The sequence below is a fragment of the Hathewaya massiliensis genome, from assembly GCF_902143515.1.
GTDB classification, from domain to species: Bacteria; Bacillota; Clostridia; order Clostridiales; family Clostridiaceae; genus Hathewaya; species Hathewaya massiliensis.
Genome location: NZ_CABFVD010000002.1, coordinates 223,355 through 242,659, shown reverse-complemented (window position 1 = coordinate 242,659; position 19,305 = coordinate 223,355). Strand labels below are relative to the sequence as shown.

Genomic DNA, 19,305 nt, shown 5'->3' with positions numbered 1-19,305 from the left:
CCCCCTCCTACTCTATTCCCCTCATAGATTCTATTATGCTATCTGAGAAAACCTTTCTAGATGCATTTAAAGCTGCAATAAAAGATAGTATAGTTACCAATAAAGCTACTGGTAAAATCTTAGTTAAAATTAAGTTTAAAAAGTTAGTGGATATAATGTTTCTTTTCATAGCACTAGATATAAAATATACAGAAGATAAACTTAAAATAACTCCCCAAGCGCATGTCCATAATCCATAAAACATACCTTCTCTAACAATCATTTTTCTGACTTCATGCTTAGACATTCCTATAGCTCTAAACATTCCAAATTCTTTTTTTCTTAATATAACATTCATATTCATTGTGTTGAAAATATTCACTATACTTATTAACCCTACCATAAATATAAAACTATAGAATATAAAATGTACAGTTGAAAGATTCTTCTTTAATCCCTTTAGCTCTTCTTCGTAAGCTCTAAATTTATAGTTTCTATTGTTTTTTGCAATTTCTTTTAATTGTTTTTCTACTTTTTTATAATCAGCATTTTTATCTAGGGTTATATTTGCTCTTTGATAATCATTCAAACCGAAACTGTTAATCATAGTTTTATCTGAAACCATAAATATGCAAGAAGCACTATTATCTTTAGGTTCTATTTCTTTTGTTTCAATTATGCCCTCTACTTCAAAGGGTACCATTTCTAATGAATATTTTTTTGTTTTCTCATTATATATAATAGCTTCTATATCTACCTTATCTCCAATTTTAAATTTAGTTTTTTCTTCTTTATCTCCAATCTTTTGCATTACTGTAACCGTTCTTCCTGATATATTTTCTGTATTTATACTACCCTCTTTTTTATATTTCCTTAAATTTTTAAGTTCTTTTTCATCACATCCCATAACTTCTACAGGTATATAACATTTATTATCTTTAAAAAAGTTTTCCATCTTAATATATCTAGTAGCCTTAATCTCCATTTCCTTCACTATATCAAATGTACAAAGATCCTGGGTTACTATTGCATTAGTCATTAGGGTCTTCTCTCTGTGAACCTTTTCTATCCCATCTATTTTTTCAATCTTATTTATATCTTTTTCTGTTACAAACTCTCCTTCTGCATAATTATAAGATTGAATAATAAAGTCTCCTCCAAACTTCTTTTTGTAACCTTTTATAGGATCAATACTAATCATAATAAAGCTTATTACAATAAATAAAACCACACTCATACTCATAGAGATTACTGTGCTTATAAATTTCTTTTTGTTTCTATTTAAGTTTATCTTAGCCATGGAGAATAAAAACCCTTTAGGTTCATCTTCCATCTTCATACTAATTTCTTTTACAACTCTCTCATCAAACTCTGCCTTATCTAGATTATTCATTGCCTCTATAGGTGAAATTTTGGCTGCCTTTCTAGAAGCTGAGTTCGCTCCTAGGATTACAGATAATATACCTACAGCTATAGCTTGTTTTATCCCATCACTTGGTACTAGTAAAATGTTCTTTAAATGATTTTCTTTTGACATTATAGACATTGAAATCCTACTTAAAAAGCTTCCTAAGAATATAGCAAGAGGTATAATAATCAGTGCTATGATTACCCCTTCTCCTATTACTAAAATTCTTGACTCCTTAGGTGTTAATCCTAGTGCCCTTAACATCCCTAACTCTCTTGTTCTTTCAGTAATAGAACTTATAAATACATTATAAATTAGAATGGTTCCTATAATTAGAATAACTATATTTAATACCTTAGATACATAATTTATAATATTAACACTTTTATAGAACATGTATCTATTATAATTTTTATAAAACTCCATACCATTAGTTAAATCCATAATAGTGCGTTGAATATTTTTATCTATAGACCAATCCTCCTTATACTTTATAAATTCTGAAATATATATTAAATCTTTAGGAAACTTACTTTTAACATATTCTTTATTTACATAGGCTTTTGCAAGTTTATTGTCCTCTTTCATTGTCTCTTCATAATTAAAAATTCCAACTAAGGTAAACTCATTAAGTTCCTCGTAGTTACCATAATCTTTAGGTACTACCGGTATCTTAACCTTGTCCCCTATTTTTAGATTAGGATCTATACGTTTTACTATCCAATCTTCTAGGGCTATTTCATTAGCATTTCCAGGCTCCCTTCCTTTTATAATTTTTACATTTAACATGGTACTTGCCTTTTCCTTGTCAAAGCCTATGATTTTAACTTTTTCCTTTCCATTTCCAACCTTTATCGCATCCCCTACAAAAAAACATTGTGTCTGCTCCTTAATAAATTTTTCCTTATTTATATAATCAAAATCTTCTTTATAGTCATAATGTGCTGTTATTATAGAATCATATATACCTCCATCTTGTCCCCTTAAAGCTTCACGCCTTCCATTTATAAAAAAACTTAAGGAAATTTTTAAAGATACAATTAAACTTACTGATAACATTATAGTTAGAGCTATAAAAAAACTTCTTTTCCTGTTTTTCAAAACATTTTTTGGTATTATGCTCCAAAAATTATTCATGTATTCACCCCTATATCCCCTTAGATTTTTGATGTAACATTTGGAATTTTCAAAATTGTTTAAGTGTATCTATCATATTTTTACTGTTAATAATGTATAATTTCAATATATTTTAGTATTTATGTATAAAAAACCTTATCTCTAAGTAAATTTACTTTTGAGATAAGGTTTATATAAGACTTTATTATATATTTTACAAACTTATTATGTCCTTAACATCGTATCCTGCATCTTCTATGGCATTTTTTATTTCTTTCTCTGTGACTTCTGAAGTTGCTTCAAATTCTGCTGCATTTTCTTCTAATATTACTTCTATGTTTGAAATGCCTTTAAGTTCTAAAAGTGCATCTTTGACGTGTTTTGAACAATGTGCACAGCTCATACCTTCTATTAAAACTCTCTTTTTCATAATAATTCCTCCTTTAAGTTACTTACTGAGTCTCTTTCTATTATACTACTTTTTAGTACCATACCTCTATTATTTATCTTTTCCTTATCTATTAAATCTATAAGAGTTTTTACTGCCATTTGTCCTATTTCGTATTTAGGTTGATGTACAGTTGTTATTCTAGGGTATGTTACATCTGTAATATCTATATTATCAAAACCTGTAATTGAAACTTCTTCTGGAACTTTTATATTATGTTTTCTAAGTGTTTTTAAGGCTCCTATAGCTATTAAATCATTGGCACAAGCTATGGCTGTAAACTCTTTTTTTTCTTTTAAAAGGGCTTCAGTAGCTGCCTCTCCCCCTTCAATAGTATAAGCTTCATATTTTATAAGGGAAAGATCTAAGTTTATATCTTTTTCTTTTAAGGCTCTTTTATAACCATTTAATCTATCCTTTGCAGTTATATACTCTAAGGGCCCCGATATAAATGCTATTTTTTTATGACCCTTATCTATAATATATTTAACCATATTGCAAGTGGGTTCTTCATTTTCTGTGTATATATATGGGACTTTTTCATCTTTAACATATTTATCAAAAACTACAAAGGGAATTCCCCTTTTCTTTAGGGTTTCTATGCTTTCATAATTTTCTCCTGCTACACTTAGTGCATATATAATACCGTCTACTTGTCTTTCTATAAGTAATTTTAAATACTTTTTTTCCCTCTCGCTATCATAGTCAGTATTACATAATATTATACTGTACCCTAGTGCTGTTGCCATATCCTCTATACCTCTTTCTATTTCTGGAAAGAAAGGATTGGTTATGCTAGGAAGTAAAAGCCCTATAACCTTTGTCTTTTTTGTAACCAATCCTCTTGCTATAGCATTAGGATGGTATCCTTTTTCTTCTATTATATTTAACACTCTTTCTCTTGTAGCCTTACTTACCCCTTTGTCTTTATTATTTAAGACCCTTGATACAGTAGCAATAGAAACCTTAGCTTCCTCTGCTATTTCTGTTATGGTTACTTTCATTTTACCATCCCCCTAATTTACTCTGTTATGATATAATTCATAGCCTATGCTAAATTTCAACTGTAAAGTACTTCTTCCCCTTTAAGCCTATTTAAACTTCAATTTAGCGAGTAAATCTAATAATACTCAGTTTTTTTATAAAAACTCTTAATTCTAACTTTAATAAATATAATTTAATTCTAACTTTAATAAATATAAGAAGAATTTAAAAATGCTTGTATAAGTTTTTATTAATAAGTTTTCCTTAATAGCCCTCTAATAGCTCTTTATTAATTCTTTAAGTAATCTTATGAATCTTTCTCTGTCTACATCTACTGCAACCTCTATATTAGGTTCTTTTCCTGTAACTCTGTATATATCAACTACAGTTTTCCCTCTTGTAATTTCTCCTTTTGTTTCTATATCCACATGGTATTTTTCTGTTTTTAATATACTCTCATCTATTACATAAGCAAGTGCACATGGATCATGAAGTAATACTCCATCAAAACCTAAGGAATTATAAAATATTTTAGTAAAATCCATAATTTCTGCTGCATATTTTCCAACTTCATTATATGTATCTAATTCTCTTATTTCATTTTCAAATATCTTAGCTTTATGAGTTGCGTCTAGTCCAACCATAACTAATGGTATTCCTGATTCAAAGACTATTCTTGCTGCTTCTGGGTCTACATATATATTAAATTCAGCAGCTGGGCTATCATTTCCGCCAAATATAGCTCCACCCATTATAACTATTCTATGTATTTTTTCTTTAACTTCTGGATATGTAAGAAGTAAGGTAGCTATATTGGTTAGTGGTCCTATGGCAACTATCTCTAGCTTGTCCTCACATTTTATAGCTTCTTCATAAATGGTATCTACTGCATTTTTCTTATAAAAATCATTTTTAGCCTTTGGGAAAACTGTGTTTCCAACTCCACTTTCTCCGTGGACAAAGTCTGCTAAGAAAGCTTCTCTTTTAATTGGACCTCTAGCCCCCTTTGCAACCTTTACATCTTCTCTTTTTAAAAAACTAACTATGTCTAGAGCATTTTTTGCAGTTTTTTCTAAAGTTTGATTTCCTGAAACCACAGTTACAGCTCTTACATCTAAGCTTTTAGAAGCTAGTGCCATAAAAAGTGCTATGGCATCATCTGTTCCTGGATCGCAATCTATAATTATTGGCTTTTTAGTCATATGTTATTCTCCTTTGTATCTCTCTTTATTTCTAAGATTAATATATATGTAATTTTCTATGTTAATCTTCATTATTTTTAAAATGCTAATTAATAGATTAAAAACTCCTTATAATTTTATATATTTAGTTTCCTTATAATTTTATATTTAGTTTTGTTATAGTATTGCATTTATTTTATTTAAAAAGACGGCTTTTATATGAAAGCCGTCTTACTTTAAAGGTCCCGTAGATTATCTTAAATTTTTAACTGAATCGTATATCATTTGAATAAACTTTTCTCTGTCTATATCAAAAGCTACATCTACGTTCTTTTCTTTTTTTAGTACATCATTGTAATCTACTACTGTGGCTCCAAGTGTAAATTCTCCATTGGTTTCTATGTCAACATGACATTTTTTTGTTTTTATTATGCTTGGATCTATTATATAAGCTACTGCACATGGGTCATGTAGTGGTGCTCCTTTAAATCCAAATCTCTCATCTTTATGGAATATGGCAAAGAAATCTAGTAGTTCTGCAACTAATTTACCTGTTGCATTGCTTAATCCTCTAAACTTTTCAATATCTTCATCATATACTTGAGCCTTATGAGTAACGTCAAGACCGCACATTGTAATAGGCACTCCTGATTTAAATACCACATCTGCTGCTTCTGGGTCTACTAATATATTGAATTCTGCAGCTGGTGTCCAATTTCCACCGTCTGCTGCTCCTCCCATTAGAGATATTCTCTCTATTTTTTCTTTTAATTCAGGATAAGTTAAAAGAAAAATTGCTATATTAGTTAGAGGCCCTGTTGGAATTAAAGTTACCTTTTCTTCGCTATTTCTTAGTACATCAGCTATAACTTCTACTGCACTTCTAGAACTTTCCTTAAAGCCTGGGTTTGGAAGCTCTGGACCATCTAATCCACTTTCTCCATGAACCTCTGGCGCAATTATTAAATCTCTCATTAGTGGCTTTTTAGCCCCTTGAGCTACTTCTATATTATCTATACCTAAAAAAGTTAATACTCTTAAGGCATTGTTTAAAGTCTTATCTGGCGTTTGATTTCCCGCAGATGTTGTAACAGCCTTTACTTCAATTTTTTCACTTCCAAGAGCAAGCATCAAGGCTATAGCATCATCATGTCCTGGATCGCAATCTATGATTACGGGAATTTTTTTCATTAGTTTTCCCTCCTAACTTTCTTAACTTGTGCTGATTTCCTAGTTGCATATATAACAAGTCCTACAATTGTAGCAACATAAGGAATCATTTGAACAAACTCTGCTGGTATTTTTAAAGATTGTAGAGAGTTTGATAATGAATCTGCAAATCCAAATAATAAGGATGTTAAGAAAGTTCCTATTGGTGTTCCAGCTCCCATAGCTTCAGCAGCTAAGGCTATAAATCCTCTTCCTGCTGTCATATTCTTTGAAAACCAAGATACATATCCCATAGACATGTACGCTCCACCAAGTCCTGCAAATACTCCACTTAGAGTAAGTGCTATATATTTTATTTTTATTACATTAACACCTACTGATGCTGCTGCATCTGGGTTTTCACCAACGGATCTTATTCTAAGTCCTAGTGGTGTTTTATATAAGAAGTATGAAACTGCTATTACAGCAATTAAAGATACATAAGTTAAAACATTATGACCTGATAATATAGGTCCTAAAACTGGTATTTTATTTATTAAAGGTATTGTTAACTTTGGAAGTACTCCACTTTTTAAAGATGTTGATATACCTTTATCCTTTGCAACTAAATATAAGAAGAATATAGTTCCTCCACCTGCCATTAAGTTTAAGGCTATACCTGCAAGAATTATATCTGTTCTTAAATTTAAGGAGAAATAAGCTAAAACTATACCTATTAATGCACCTATTACTATAGCTGCTAAAAGCCCCATCCATGCACTTCCTGTTAATGCACTAAATACAACTCCTGTTAGTGCACTTATTAACATTATTCCTTCTAGGGCAATGTTTATAACTCCTGCTTTATCAGAAATTAGTGCACCTAAAGCTGCAAATAAAATAGGGGTGGTTACTCTTAGAATAGAATATCCAAAACCAACTGAAAAAACTATATTAAAAAATTCTTTCATTTTATTTTTCCCCCTTTGTTGCTATAGTAGTGTTAGTGTTTTTATCTGCACTAATTTTAGCATCTTTGTATATTCTCTTATGTTTCCAATATGCTAAGAATCTTTCTGCTGCGATAAGCATTATCATTATACCTTGGATAATAGATATAACTTCTGATTGAACATCTGTGGTTCTAGCCATTAAATCTGCACCAACTCTTAGGTATGCTAAGAATATAGCTCCAACTGGAACAAGTAATGGATTATTTCTAGCTAAAATAGCTACTATAATACCATCCCATCCATACCCTGGTTGTGATTGCCATTGGAATCTTGAGTACATACCTAATACTTCTGTAGCTCCTCCAATACCAGCAATAGCACCACCTATTACTTGTGATAAAACTATAACTTTAAATGTATTTATTCCTGAATAATGAGCAAATTTTGGGTTTTCACCTGTCATTCTTATTTCATAACCCCATTTAGTTCTATATAAGAAGAAATAACATAGGATTACCATTAATATAACGATAATTAAACCTGTGTGAAGTCTTGTGTTAGGAATTATATTACGAGCAAGTTCTGCTGTTTTATTAAATCTAACAGAAACCATAGAACCTGCATCTATATCTCTTAAAACATTGTTTACTATATATATACCAAAATAAAATAAGATATAATTTAACATAAGTGATGAAACTAATTCTGTTGCTTTATATTTTGCCTTTAAAATAGCTGGTATTAATCCTGCTATAGCACCTAATATTGCTCCAAATAGTATAGCAACTATTGGATGAACAACAATTGGTAAGTTTAATTTTATAGCAACTATAGAAGCACCTATACCACCTATAAAGAAAGCACCTTCTGCACCAAGGTTAAATTGCTTTGCTTGATACATTACACTTACTGCAAGACCTGTAAATATTAAAGGTATAGCCATCTCAATAACATTTCCAAGGTGTCTTACACTCTTTAAAGGTCCTAATAAGAACTTACTTATAGCTAAACCTGGTTGTTTACTTACAGCTAATATTATGATAAATGCTAAAACAAGAGATAAACCTATAGCTACTAAAGTTCTAATAACCTCATAAATCATATTTTTATTTCGCATAAATAGCCCTCCTAATCTCTTCTGGAGATTGCTTTTTTACACCTAACATATAGAATCCTAATTCTTCTTCTGTTACCTTAGATGCATCTTCAAAATATGCAGTAATCTCTCCACCATACATTACGATTAAGCTATCACTTAATTCTAATACTTCATTTAAGTCTGCAGAAATTAGCATTACAGCTGTTCCTTCATCTCTAAGTTCTACTAATTTTTTTCTTATAAATTCAGTAGCACCAACATCTATACCTCTTGTTGGTTGGTCAGCTACTATAAGCTTAGGATTAGAAGAAAATTCTCTAGCAACAACAACCTTTTGAATATTACCTCCAGATAATCTTCCAACTCCTTGTTGTGGTGAATTACATTTTACTTTGTAATCCTTAACTAGTTTTTCTCCTAGTTCTTTAATCTTACTCATTTTTAGTAATAATCCACCATTTAACTCTTTAGAGTCATATTTATCTGAAATTAAATTTTGCTCTATACTAACATTTCCTGCAACTCCATAAGTCATTCTGTCTTCAGGAATATGTGATATTCCAAGTTCACGTATTTTCTTTATATTTAAGCTACTTACTTCGGTATTATCCATAGTAACTTTACCTTCATCAGATTTTCTCATTCCAGTAATAATTTCAACTAGTTCCCTTTGTCCATTTCCTTCTACTCCAGCAACTCCTACGATTTCTCCACTACGTATGCTTAATGATGCATTTTTTAAAACTTTTTTCCCTGTCTCATCGTAATAAGATACATTATCTACGCTTAGTACTACATCCTTAGGTTTAGCTTTTTCTTTTTCTACTTTTAAAATAACATCTCTACCAACCATAAGTCTCGAAATATCTTGTTCAGTTATCTTAGATACATCATGAACACCCATGTATTTACCATTTCTCATAATTGTAATTCTGTCACAGATTTGTTTTATCTCTTTTAATTTATGAGATATAAATATCATTGTGTGTCCTTGTTTTTTTAAGTTAATTAACTCTTCAAATAATTCTTGTGTTTCTTGAGGAGTTAAAACTGCTGTTGGCTCGTCTAATATAAGTATCTTAGCCCCTCTTAAAAGAGCTTTTAAAATTTCTACTCTTTGCTTCATACCAACAGATAAATCTTCAACCTTTGCTCTTGGATCTACATGTAAATTGTATTTTTTAGATAGTTCTTCTGTCATTTTAATTGACTTTTCTATGTCAATTGAAATACCTTTTTTAGGTTCAGCTCCTAGAACCATGTTCTCTGCTACTGTTAAAGATGGCACTAACATAAAGTGTTGGTGAACCATTCCAATACCATATTTAATAGCAACATTTGGAGAAGTTATATTTATCTTTTCTCCTCTTAAAAATATTTCTCCCTCTTCTGCCTGCTCAATACCAAATAAAATTTTCATTAAAGTGGATTTACCTGCTCCATTTTCGCCCATTAAGGCATGGATTTCTCCCTCTCTAACTGAAAAATCAATTCCGTTATTAGCAACTATTCCATTGGGATAAACCTTGGTTATCTTCTTCATTTCCAACAATTCTTTTCCCATGTTTTCTCACTCCACCCTATCTGAATAATTGTTATAGAAAAGGGTACATTTATAGGTCATGAATAAATGTACCCCTAATTTAATTAATTTAAAATTATTTAACAGAGTTTCTTAATTTGTCTAACTCTTCTTTTTGCATACCTAATGCAGAGCTTACTTTTACTTCACCTTTTACGATTTTATCTTCAAGGTCTTTCATTTCTTTTCTAATATCTTCTGATATTAATTTTGTGTAATATTCATTTTCAACTATTTCAATAGCATTTTCTTTTAAACCTAAAACTTCTCTCTTACCAAATGCTAATTTTCCATCTTTCATTAATTCCATAGCTCTTAATAAAGAGTTATCTACCCTCTTTAATACAGATGTTGGTATTAAATCAGATTTAGCCGCATCTTTGTCTTTGAATAACATAGCTTGGTCTGAGTCAACACCTATAGCATATTTTTTAGCATCTTTAGCAGCATCTAATTGTCCTAAACCTGCTTGCCCTGCAACGTTAAATCCAATATCAGCGCCTTGGTTGTATTGAGCTAATGCCATTTCTTTACCTTTTGCGGAGTTTTCAAAGTCTCCAATATAAGAAATAGCAACCTTTATGTCTTTATCAATGTGCTTTGCACCTTCAATATATCCTACTAAGAAGTCATTTATAACTGGAATATCCATTCCACCTAAGAATCCAATTTTCTTTTCTGGATTAGCAAGTGGCATTTTAGATGTAGTAACTTTAGCAGCTAAAGCTCCTGCTATGAAAGATCCTTCATTTTGTTTATATTCTATTGAATAAACGTTTGATAGATCTCCTTTTCCATAGTCTACAGAAGAGTCGAAGATTACATACTTCTTATCTTTGTATTGTGGAGCAACTTCTTCTAAATTTTCTTTCATTTGCCAAGTACCAACAACTATTACATCGTAGTCTTGTTCAGAAACGTCTTGTAGTGTTGGTTTCCATTTAGTTTGATCAAATCCCATTTCGATAGTCTTAACGTCGTAGCCTAATTTTTCTTTTATAAGCTTCATGCCGTTATCTGCTGAATCGAAGAAAGATTTATCACCTAAGTTACCATTAATAAGACATGCTACTTTAAGCTTATCTTTTTTAGTAGCTTCCTTACCTGACTCTTTATTTTCGCCACCACCAGCACAACCTACTAAAACTAAAGAAAAGGTCATAATAGTAGCAAGGACGAAGGTTAATATTTTTTTCATCTCATTATACCCCCTGAGTTTGAGTTTATAATTTTTACTCTAGTTCAAATTTAAAAAATTTTAAACATTGAGTAAACGTTTAACTAATAACATTATATACAAATTAAACTCGATTTTCAAAGTTTTTTTGTATACACCTAAGTATTTTGTAGTATTATGTTGAATTAAAAAGCTAATTTATCTTAAACAACTTTCTGATTTGATAAATATACTATACTTTTATTATATTTTGGCTAAAAAACTAATCATTTATGCATTTTTATTTTATTCTTGAAAACTTGTAGATAAATATTGAAATATCATCCATTTCATTTTTAAACCTATGTATTTCATAACTTGAAACCACCATATGAAATTTTTATAACATTAATATTTTTTATTATCGGTATAAATTTTGTCCCAGTGGCGAATAATATATAAATAATATATAGCATATTATGCTATATTAATTTAATTTAGAGTATACTAATTAATTTATAAAATTTTGCATAGAATATTTTATACATATTATTTATATATAATAAAGAAAGGAACCTATATATGAAAATCCGATACAAAAAATCCACTATGAAAAAGGTTATTATTATAACTTTAACCCTATTAGTAGTTATATTTTCTACATACAGTACGTCTAAGCTCTACACATATACATGTAAAGAATTAGAAAAAGTAAAATAACCTATTGATATATATGCCTTTTTTACTTATTATTAAGTAGATAACTTTAATTTTGAATAGGGTGATTATTTTGCGAAAAGTAGGAAAGGTATTAAATGTAGAGGGCGATAAGGTTTACATAGTTACGAAAGATAATGAATTTTGTACTATTAGAAAAAACAATATAGTACCTGAAAAAGGTGCAGCCTATGCTGGAGAAGTTTATAAAAAGTCATCTCCATTTAAGAAGCTAGCTATAATATTTTTTTCATTTGTATTTATTGCATTTTTAGTTGAAGGTTTTTTATACTTCAGACCTAAGTCTAATCTTATTGTAGATATGAATTCTTCTTTTAAAATAAGCGTAAATAACTTAGGAATTATAATAAAAATTGAAGGAAATAACTCAAAAGGGCGAGAGATACTTAAAAGTACCAAGATAAAGTATAAAAGCCTTGATGAAGGCTTAACAGAACTATTAACTAAAAGTATAAGTAAGGATCTTATTGGAACACCTAAGTCCCCTACATCTCAAATAACTATTTTTGTAGTAGAGGGTCCTAAGAAGTTCAATCCTACATACGAGAGTTTTAAGAACGCTGCTAAAAATAAGGATATAAAAGTAACCATAAATAATGATGGCAATGGAATCATTGAATAATATATCCACAACTATTGTTATTAAACTGTTATTTATCTAATAATCCTGTGGATAACTGCTAGTTATACACAGGGTTTCTTATGTCCCTTTTATTTTTTTCCCTTTATATGTAATACCATAAAGCCATTTACCATTTAATTACTTTTATTTTCTAGGTTTTACTATGTTTTTCCATATACTTTATATAGTTATTAACATTATCCACAGAACTGTTTATAACTTGTGGACAACATATATTATATGCTATACCATATATAAATTATTACATAGTAATCTATTTAAAATTATTATTCCTCCCGTACTTTATTCAGTACAATTCTATGATATAATTATATTAGGGGTTTGTTATTACGATTTATATAAAGTTTCAACAATAAAAAGTAATCTATTTAGGATATAAAAAATTTTATTATTAATATTTATAACAAGGTTTTTACTTGCAGTATGAAAAAATATTTTTAGTTTTTGGTTTGTTATTAACATTTGTGAAAAGGCTTTCATAGGATTTTAATGATTACGTTTTTATATCTTATAAAAGGGGGCCCTCTTATGGAGCGCAAAGTTATCTATGTGAATTTCAAAAGAGAACAACAAAAGAAAAGGGTAAAAAATGCTTTTTCTAAATTTACAGGGTTAATAACTAAATTAGTTTATCCTTTGAAAAACGGGACTAAAAAATACAAAAATGGGGTTAATCAAAGGAAATCTAAAAAGAAGAGTATCTAATCAAAGATATTCTTAAGTAAAGCATTTTAATAAAGAGAGTCATCCAATAAAAACACCTTCTAGAAATTAGTAACAATTTACTATTTCCCATGAAGGTGTTTTTTAACTTATACCTTATTTCTTAACTCTTAATTGTGATTTTATAAGAATTATTAAGTTCTAAATATAACTGATTCTCTGCTGAACATATATCTTGCAAATAAAATTGATGCTACTATATAAACTATAGTCCATGCTGATACTATACCTATATGAGTAAAGTTATATACTCCTAGAGTTAACTCTTTTAATATAGCTGTTATGTTTAAAATAGGTATATTTAAAAACAACATAGATACATTCTTAGCATCTATAGCATAAGTTGCAAACCCAAACATTCCAAGGAAAGTTAATGGTGTTAAGTAAGTTTGAGCTTCCTTAAAGGATCTTGCATAAATACTTATAGCTAGGGCTAATGCAGCAAAAACCATGGTTAAAGCTATAGTTAAAATAACCATTATTATTAAAGATCCTATTGATATACTTACTCCACCTTGTCCACCAAACATCTCTGGGGAAGTTTTCATAGAGATTAATATCCCCCCCATAAATGCAAAACTTGTAATTATACCCATAAAGGTAATTGCTAAGAATTTACCCCATAGAAGGGACATTCTGCTTGCTTGAGTTGTTAATAATGGTTCTAAAGTTCCTCTTTCTTTTTCTCCTGCACCTAAGTCTGTTGCTGCTGTTATAGGTCCAGTTGCTGCAAACATTATAAGCATCATAGGTAACATTATTGAAAGTATAAATTTACCCATACCTTCACTTTCTTTTTCTGTGGTCTTTTTAACTAAATTTATAGGCGTTAAAATCTTTGCATCTATTTTTCTTTGATCTAATCTAGAGGCAACTATTGTCTTAGAATACTGTTCAATATAATTATTTATAATCCCTATAGCTGTATTAGATTTAGTACTTGAATTATCATAGGTTATTTTAACATCTGCTTGTTTTTCTTCTGCTATTTTCTTATCTACATCTTCTGGAATTTCAATAGCTAATAATAGTTTTCCATCTTTTACTTTCTCTTCAGCTTTATCATCTGTAATTACTTCTATATTTTTTTGTGATTTTATAAACTTTCCTAAATTACTATTTCCCTTATCTACTATGGATACTTTCATATTTTTTTCAACCTCATCTACTTGTCCCTTTATTCCTTTTCCCATTACACCAAATAAAACAGGGTAAATTAAAAGAGGTAATAAAATTCCAACTATAAGAGTCTTTTTATCTCTAAATATATCCTTTAATTCCTTTTTAAAAACTATACTTGTAATACTCATTATTTATCACCACCTACTAAATTCATAAATATTTCTTCCATATCATTATTGTTATATTTTTCTTTTAACTCTTCCAAAGTTCCTTCCTCAACTATAGCTCCTTTATGAATTATAACAACTCTATCACATAGCTTTTCAACCTCTTGCATACTATGACTAGAAAATATTATTGCTTTATCATCTTTTTTACACTTTAATATAAAGTCTTGGACTATCTTTGCTGCTGTAACATCTAGTCCTGTAGTAGGTTCATCAAATAGCATAACGGATGGTCTATGAACTATGGAACGAGCTATGGCAACCTTTTGTTTCATACCTCTTGAAAATTTGCCAACCCTTCTGTCTATAAATTCTTCCATACCTAATAATTCACTTAGTTCTGATATGCTTTTATCTATTTCAGCTTTATTCATACCATTTAATTCACCAAAATACGCTATATTTTCTTTTGCAGTTAATCTGTCATAAAGTCCTATTTCTCCACCAAATAAAATTCCTATTTCTCCTCTAACCTTTGATGGCTCTTTTATAACACTGTGATTATTAATTAGGGCATCTCCCCCTGTAGGCTTAAGCATAGTAGCAAGCATTCTTAAAGTAGTAGTTTTACCTGCTCCATTTTCCCCCAAAAGCCCTACAATCTCTCCTTTTTTAACTTCAAAACTTATTCCTTTTACTGCATCTACATTTTTGAAGCTCTTTTTTAACTCTTTAACTTCTATCACTTTTTTCACTCCCCTATATATACTTATTATAATTTAATTTTAATTTATATATTTTCTTTTGTATACCTTTAAACCTATTAGATAGGATAAAAAATATAATATAAGCACTAATAAAATACTAATCATACAACCCATATTTATACCTATATTAAATTTACTTATAAAATTTATGTATAAACTTGATATCTTAGAAGTAATTTTCATTCCACCGCTTAGTAACCCTATAATACCACCTATTAATCCATATCCTGAAGAAATTAAAGCAACATTTTTTCCATAAAGATTTATAGGTATTATTATAGAAGCTAAAATTAAGCTAATAAGTATTGCAAACATTAAAGAAGATTTGTAATCTACTATAATTTCCTTTTTAGTAAATATTGAATTTATAAAAAAGAAAAATAAAGCCAAAATATAAGCAATTAGTAAATCCAAGATTCCTAATATATACTTTGATAATACAACTTTATTGTCAGCTATGGGAAGTACCTTGTATAAAATATACCCCTTATATTTCTGAGTAAGCATATACGCATTTTGTATACCTATTAAAAGTGCATAAATAGAAAAAAATATAAGTATAAATTTTTCATTAAGATGGATAAAGTTTATTAATGTAATAAATAGACTTGTCCCCATTATTACCAAAAAATGTTTCTTCGTTATTTTAAGACCACTAATTAATAGTTTAAAAAGCACAAATTTCCCTCCCCACATTTTTATGTCCTATCATTATATCCTCTAAGGAAGCCTTTTCTAAAATTATATTCTCTCCTAAAATTTCTCTTATAGCTTTAGGACTAGTGGTTAAACCCTCAAATCCAAAAGAATTTTCCTTGTACCCAATTAAAAGATTTTTTATATATTCATCAGCACATTCTCTAGGGCCTCTTACAATAAAATAAGTCTCATCTATCTTTTCTTTTGACTCTGAGAATACTATTTTACCATTATTAATAAAGGTTATATAATCTGCAATCTTATCTAGATCCCCAGTTATATGAGTTGAAAAAAATACACCCTTATTTTCATCTTCCATAATATAATGAAGAATTTCTAATAGCTCCCTTCTAAATACCGGATCTAATCCTGCTGTAGGTTCATCCATAATTATTAATTCAGCATTATGAGATAATGCTGTTGCTAAAGAAAACTTTGTTTTCATACCCTTAGATAATTTTTTTATTTTCTTTTTAGGATCTAAATCAAATTCTTTAATATATTTGTAAAACTGCTTATCATCCCATTTTGAATAAAAAGGACATATTAAGTTTTTCATAGCTTCTATGGTAAAATCCTCAAAGTAAATGTTTTCATCGTAGACAAAGCCAACTCTATCTTTTATTTCTACTTCATGCTCTAAGTTATCCTTTCCGAAAACTTCAATAATTCCATTATCCCTCTTTATCATGTTCATAATAAGTTTTATGGTACTACTTTTCCCTGCTCCGTTTGTACCTATAAATCCCATTACATATCCTTTTTCTAGGGAAAAGCTTATGTTATCTAAGGAGAAATCCTTATAGGTTTTACATAAATCTTTCACTTTTAGAATGTAGTTATTTTCCATATTAATCCCGCCTAAAATATTTATTCGTATAAAAATTTCAAAATCTCATATAACTCTTCAAGCTCAAAACCAATTAACTTACTTTCTTTAATCACTTCTGATAGCATATTTTCTATGTGCTTTATCTTTTGTTCTTTTATAAGCTCTCTATTTTGCGGAGCTACATAGCTTCCCTTTCCTTGCACAGATTCTATAAATCCTGCCTTTTCCAACTCCTCATAAGCCCTCTTTGTGGTAATAACACTTATGTTAAGTTCCTTAGCAAGATTTCTAATAGAAGGAAGCATTTCTCCCTCTTTTAAAGTCCCTTGAATTATCTGCCTTTTAATTTGCTCTAAAATTTGTTCATAAATTGGACTATCAGAGGAATTTGAAATTATTATATTCATGTACCTTCTCCTCTTACTAAATCTTATTTTTAAAGTGTTCATATAGCATATATACAGTATATACTTTATTAACACCATTAGTCAATACTTTTTCACATAAATAATCTAATATCTTAATAAATACTTTCTTGTAAATAATTTAACAACACCTTATAATTTATGGTATACTTTAAGTAAAAACTCTTAATTATATATTGGAGGGCTTGTTTTATGAGAGTTGGTTTAGGATACGATGTGCATAAATTAGTGCCAAATAGAGATCTCATCATAGGTGGAGTTACCATTCCTTATGAAAAAGGGCTTTTAGGTCATTCAGATGCCGATGTACTTTTACATGCAATTTCTGATTCCCTATTAGGTGCAGCTGGTCTAGGAGATATAGGTACCCATTTCCCAGATACTGATCCAAAATATAAAGGAATATCTAGTATTATTCTTCTTGAAAAAGTAGGAGAGCTCCTTAATTCAAAGGGTTATAAAATAGGAAATATAGATGCTACAATCATAGCTCAAAAACCTAAAATGTTACCTTATATTGTAGATATGAAAAATAATATATCTAAGGCTTTAAATATTTCTATAGATGCAATAAATGTAAAGGCAACCACAGAGGAAGGTTTAGGTTTTACTGGAATTGGGGAAGGCATATCTTCTCAATGTATTTGCCTTTTACTATAGTTAAATTTAATCTTCTAACATTATCCCCTTGATTAAATCCTATTTATTATAGTAAGATTTTTTAATGAAGATTTTTACACTGTTTAATTTTTAATCTTTAAGTATTGTTTGTTAACCTTAGACATTTTAATATTTTAAAGAAAAAATATGATTTTATAATAAATAATTTAATAATTGTAATTTCGTTGTAACTAATTTTGCGGACGGATGTTGTATAATTTATCTATAGATATAGAATATTAAACCCTATCCCTACTAATTTTTATATTATAATAAAGCATAATCCATTTGTGTCCCTACAAGATTATGTTTTATTATTTTTTTTATTTTAAAAACTATTGGAGGTATACTATGAAAAATTCAAAAAAGAAGCTAAGAAAAAAAAGAACTTTCATTTTCCTAGTCTTTTCTATATCTATTCTATCAATTTTTTTCTGGGCTATGAGTAAACTGATGTATTCTGCCTTTAAAAATCTTAAGCTATTTAATCAAGATAATGATACCTTCATAAGTAAAAAGGAAAAGGACATTCTAGGTCAATTTAATTACATGATAAAAGAAAATAAAGATTCTAGGGAAATTATTTTATTTATTGATAAAAATATTGGTGATTTTTCTAAATATAATGCTGGTAACCTCTTAAACTCCTATGAAGAATATCAGAAATCAAAATTAAACTCAATAAATCAATATATTTCCTCTGAAAATAATTTAAAATTACTCTCATCAGAAATTGGTGATGATGTATCTTCAAAATCCATTAAAAATCTTAGCAATTCTAACCTAAAGGAGTACATCAAAAATCTTTATGACAGTGGATATAAAATACTCTACAGTAATTCTAAATACATATGCAAAATTAATTATGACTTTTATAGTTCTTATGTAAACAATATAAATACAGATTCAAAGGATTATTTTCTCCTTATGAATAAGGAACAAAACCTAAATAATGATTTAGAGGTATCTAATAAGATAAGCTGGGATAGTATAAGAGACATTATACTGGAGATGGAAAATTATCTTCATAAAAACCCAAATTGTACAAAAGAAAAGCAAATAAAAGAACTTTATTCTGACTATATAAGATTGTATACCCTTGGAAGCACTAAGTTTCCTACCTTTGATAAAACAAACATATTATTAAAGGATGTAAGGGATAGTTATGATTCTGTTCTAAAAGATAAAAAAGGTACAAATCTATACTATACAATAAGAGACTTAATGGATATCCTATCCGATAGTAATTATGCCTTAAGTAATAAAGTAGAAGACCATATACTAACAGTTACACGAAATATATTGCAATAATCATTTATATTATATTTTTTATATAACACAGACTAATAACAAAACCATGTGTAAATGTGGACTAACTAAAATGTCCTTTACAAAGGGGACACTTTAAACTCCCACTTTACTCATGGTTTTATTTATAATAATATTACTTATCCTATACTCACATTATAAATTA

The 19,305-nt window shown here is 29.0% G+C and carries 18 protein-coding genes; 4 read left to right on the top strand and 14 right to left on the bottom strand.

Annotated features, from left to right (window positions below; all coding sequences use genetic code 11):
• Positions 1–7 precede the first annotated feature (7 nt).
• From FNZ64_RS06370 to FNZ64_RS06330, 9 genes are all read right to left on the bottom strand, one after another.
• Entirely contained in the window at positions 8–2,524 is a 2,517-nt protein-coding gene (locus FNZ64_RS06370; RefSeq protein WP_142414011.1) for an ABC transporter permease, read from the bottom strand.
• 193 nt (positions 2,525–2,717) lie between these two features.
• Complete coding sequence (locus FNZ64_RS06365; RefSeq protein ID WP_142414010.1) at positions 2,718–2,933, bottom strand: heavy-metal-associated domain-containing protein; 216 nt, start codon at positions 2,931–2,933, stop codon at positions 2,718–2,720.
• Positions 2,930–3,955 (bottom strand): LacI family DNA-binding transcriptional regulator, encoded by a 1,026-nt coding sequence (locus tag FNZ64_RS06360; protein ID WP_142414009.1) that lies wholly within the window; start codon positions 3,953–3,955, stop codon positions 2,930–2,932. Before FNZ64_RS06360 ends, FNZ64_RS06365 begins: the two co-directional genes overlap by 4 nt.
• Before the next feature lie 255 nt (positions 3,956–4,210).
• Positions 4,211–5,137 (bottom strand): nucleoside hydrolase, encoded by a 927-nt coding sequence (locus tag FNZ64_RS06355; protein WP_142414008.1) that lies wholly within the window; start codon positions 5,135–5,137, stop codon positions 4,211–4,213.
• Between the two features lie 231 nt (positions 5,138–5,368).
• Entirely contained in the window at positions 5,369–6,307 is a 939-nt protein-coding gene (gene rihA, locus FNZ64_RS06350; RefSeq protein ID WP_142414007.1) for a pyrimidine-specific ribonucleoside hydrolase RihA, read from the bottom strand.
• On the bottom strand, positions 6,307–7,236 hold the full coding sequence (locus FNZ64_RS06345; RefSeq protein ID WP_142414006.1) for an ABC transporter permease: 930 nt from the start codon (positions 7,234–7,236) through the stop codon (positions 6,307–6,309). The genes rihA and FNZ64_RS06345 overlap by 1 nt, the downstream gene beginning before the upstream one ends.
• Before the next feature lies 1 nt (position 7,237).
• Positions 7,238–8,335 carry an ABC transporter permease gene (locus tag FNZ64_RS06340; RefSeq protein WP_142414005.1) on the bottom strand — a complete coding sequence of 366 codons (1,098 nt, stop codon included), beginning with the start codon at positions 8,333–8,335 and terminating at the stop codon, positions 7,238–7,240.
• Positions 8,325–9,881 (bottom strand): ABC transporter ATP-binding protein, encoded by a 1,557-nt coding sequence (locus FNZ64_RS06335; protein WP_142414004.1) that lies wholly within the window; start codon positions 9,879–9,881, stop codon positions 8,325–8,327. The genes FNZ64_RS06340 and FNZ64_RS06335 overlap by 11 nt, the downstream gene beginning before the upstream one ends.
• 94 nt (positions 9,882–9,975) lie before the next feature.
• A complete protein-coding gene (locus tag FNZ64_RS06330) occupies positions 9,976–11,097 on the bottom strand; it encodes a BMP family ABC transporter substrate-binding protein (RefSeq protein ID WP_142414003.1) in 1,122 nt (373 codons plus the stop codon).
• Positions 11,098–11,845: 748 nt separating this feature from the next.
• Between FNZ64_RS06330 and FNZ64_RS06325 the strand changes: the two genes are divergently transcribed.
• Positions 11,846–12,415: an anti-sigma-I factor RsgI family protein gene (locus tag FNZ64_RS06325; protein ID WP_185903699.1), complete on the top strand. Its 570-nt coding sequence runs from the start codon at positions 11,846–11,848 to the stop codon at positions 12,413–12,415.
• A 549-nt stretch (positions 12,416–12,964) separates the two neighbouring features.
• Entirely contained in the window at positions 12,965–13,141 is a 177-nt protein-coding gene (locus FNZ64_RS14640; protein ID WP_185903698.1) for a hypothetical protein, read from the top strand.
• Positions 13,142–13,293: 152 nt separating this feature from the next.
• On the opposite strand, the gene FNZ64_RS06320 is transcribed toward FNZ64_RS14640, so the two are convergent.
• Genes FNZ64_RS06320 through FNZ64_RS06300 form a run of 5 tightly spaced genes read right to left on the bottom strand, consistent with a single transcriptional unit; the run spans position 13,294 to position 17,153 of the window.
• A complete protein-coding gene (locus FNZ64_RS06320; RefSeq protein ID WP_185903707.1) occupies positions 13,294–14,472 on the bottom strand; it encodes an ABC transporter permease in 1,179 nt (392 codons plus the stop codon).
• Positions 14,469–15,194, bottom strand: coding sequence for an ABC transporter ATP-binding protein (locus tag FNZ64_RS06315; protein WP_142414000.1), 726 nt, complete (start codon positions 15,192–15,194; stop codon positions 14,469–14,471). Before FNZ64_RS06315 ends, FNZ64_RS06320 begins: the two co-directional genes overlap by 4 nt.
• Positions 15,195–15,233: 39 nt before the next feature.
• On the bottom strand, positions 15,234–15,893 hold the full coding sequence (locus FNZ64_RS06310; RefSeq protein ID WP_185903697.1) for an ABC-2 transporter permease: 660 nt from the start codon (positions 15,891–15,893) through the stop codon (positions 15,234–15,236).
• The gene (locus FNZ64_RS06305; protein WP_142413998.1) at positions 15,883–16,764 is read right to left on the bottom strand and encodes an ABC transporter ATP-binding protein; all 882 of its coding nucleotides are present in this window, start codon (positions 16,762–16,764) and stop codon (positions 15,883–15,885) included. Before FNZ64_RS06305 ends, FNZ64_RS06310 begins: the two co-directional genes overlap by 11 nt.
• A gap of 20 nt (positions 16,765–16,784) precedes the next feature.
• Complete coding sequence (locus FNZ64_RS06300; protein ID WP_142413997.1) at positions 16,785–17,153, bottom strand: GntR family transcriptional regulator; 369 nt, start codon at positions 17,151–17,153, stop codon at positions 16,785–16,787.
• Between the two features lie 210 nt (positions 17,154–17,363).
• Here FNZ64_RS06300 and ispF point away from each other — a divergent pair, with 210 nt between their 5' ends.
• Positions 17,364–17,831 (top strand): 2-C-methyl-D-erythritol 2,4-cyclodiphosphate synthase, encoded by a 468-nt coding sequence (gene ispF / locus FNZ64_RS06295; RefSeq protein WP_142413996.1) that lies wholly within the window; start codon positions 17,364–17,366, stop codon positions 17,829–17,831.
• A gap of 351 nt (positions 17,832–18,182) precedes the next feature.
• Entirely contained in the window at positions 18,183–19,142 is a 960-nt protein-coding gene (locus FNZ64_RS06290; RefSeq protein WP_142413995.1) for a hypothetical protein, read from the top strand.
• Positions 19,143–19,305: the final 163 nt, after the last annotated feature.

Coding starts and splice junctions, on each gene's coding strand:
- FNZ64_RS06335 (WP_142414004.1), bottom strand. CDS start 9,881: ATGGGAAAAGAATTGTTGGAAATGAAGAAGATAACCAAGGTTTATCCC.
- FNZ64_RS06355 (WP_142414008.1), bottom strand. CDS start 5,137: ATGACTAAAAAGCCAATAATTATAGATTGCGATCCAGGAACAGATGAT.
- FNZ64_RS14640 (WP_185903698.1), top strand. CDS start 12,965: ATGGAGCGCAAAGTTATCTATGTGAATTTCAAAAGAGAACAACAAAAG.
- FNZ64_RS06370 (WP_142414011.1), bottom strand. CDS start 2,524: ATGAATAATTTTTGGAGCATAATACCAAAAAATGTTTTGAAAAACAGG.
- rihA (WP_142414007.1), bottom strand. CDS start 6,307: ATGAAAAAAATTCCCGTAATCATAGATTGCGATCCAGGACATGATGAT.
- FNZ64_RS06340 (WP_142414005.1), bottom strand. CDS start 8,335: ATGCGAAATAAAAATATGATTTATGAGGTTATTAGAACTTTAGTAGCT.
- ispF (WP_142413996.1), top strand. CDS start 17,364: ATGAGAGTTGGTTTAGGATACGATGTGCATAAATTAGTGCCAAATAGA.
- FNZ64_RS06345 (WP_142414006.1), bottom strand. CDS start 7,236: ATGAAAGAATTTTTTAATATAGTTTTTTCAGTTGGTTTTGGATATTCT.
- FNZ64_RS06365 (WP_142414010.1), bottom strand. CDS start 2,933: ATGAAAAAGAGAGTTTTAATAGAAGGTATGAGCTGTGCACATTGTTCA.
- FNZ64_RS06330 (WP_142414003.1), bottom strand. CDS start 11,097: ATGAAAAAAATATTAACCTTCGTCCTTGCTACTATTATGACCTTTTCT.
- FNZ64_RS06360 (WP_142414009.1), bottom strand. CDS start 3,955: ATGAAAGTAACCATAACAGAAATAGCAGAGGAAGCTAAGGTTTCTATT.
- FNZ64_RS06305 (WP_142413998.1), bottom strand. CDS start 16,764: ATGGAAAATAACTACATTCTAAAAGTGAAAGATTTATGTAAAACCTAT.
- FNZ64_RS06300 (WP_142413997.1), bottom strand. CDS start 17,153: ATGAATATAATAATTTCAAATTCCTCTGATAGTCCAATTTATGAACAA.
- FNZ64_RS06290 (WP_142413995.1), top strand. CDS start 18,183: ATGAAAAATTCAAAAAAGAAGCTAAGAAAAAAAAGAACTTTCATTTTC.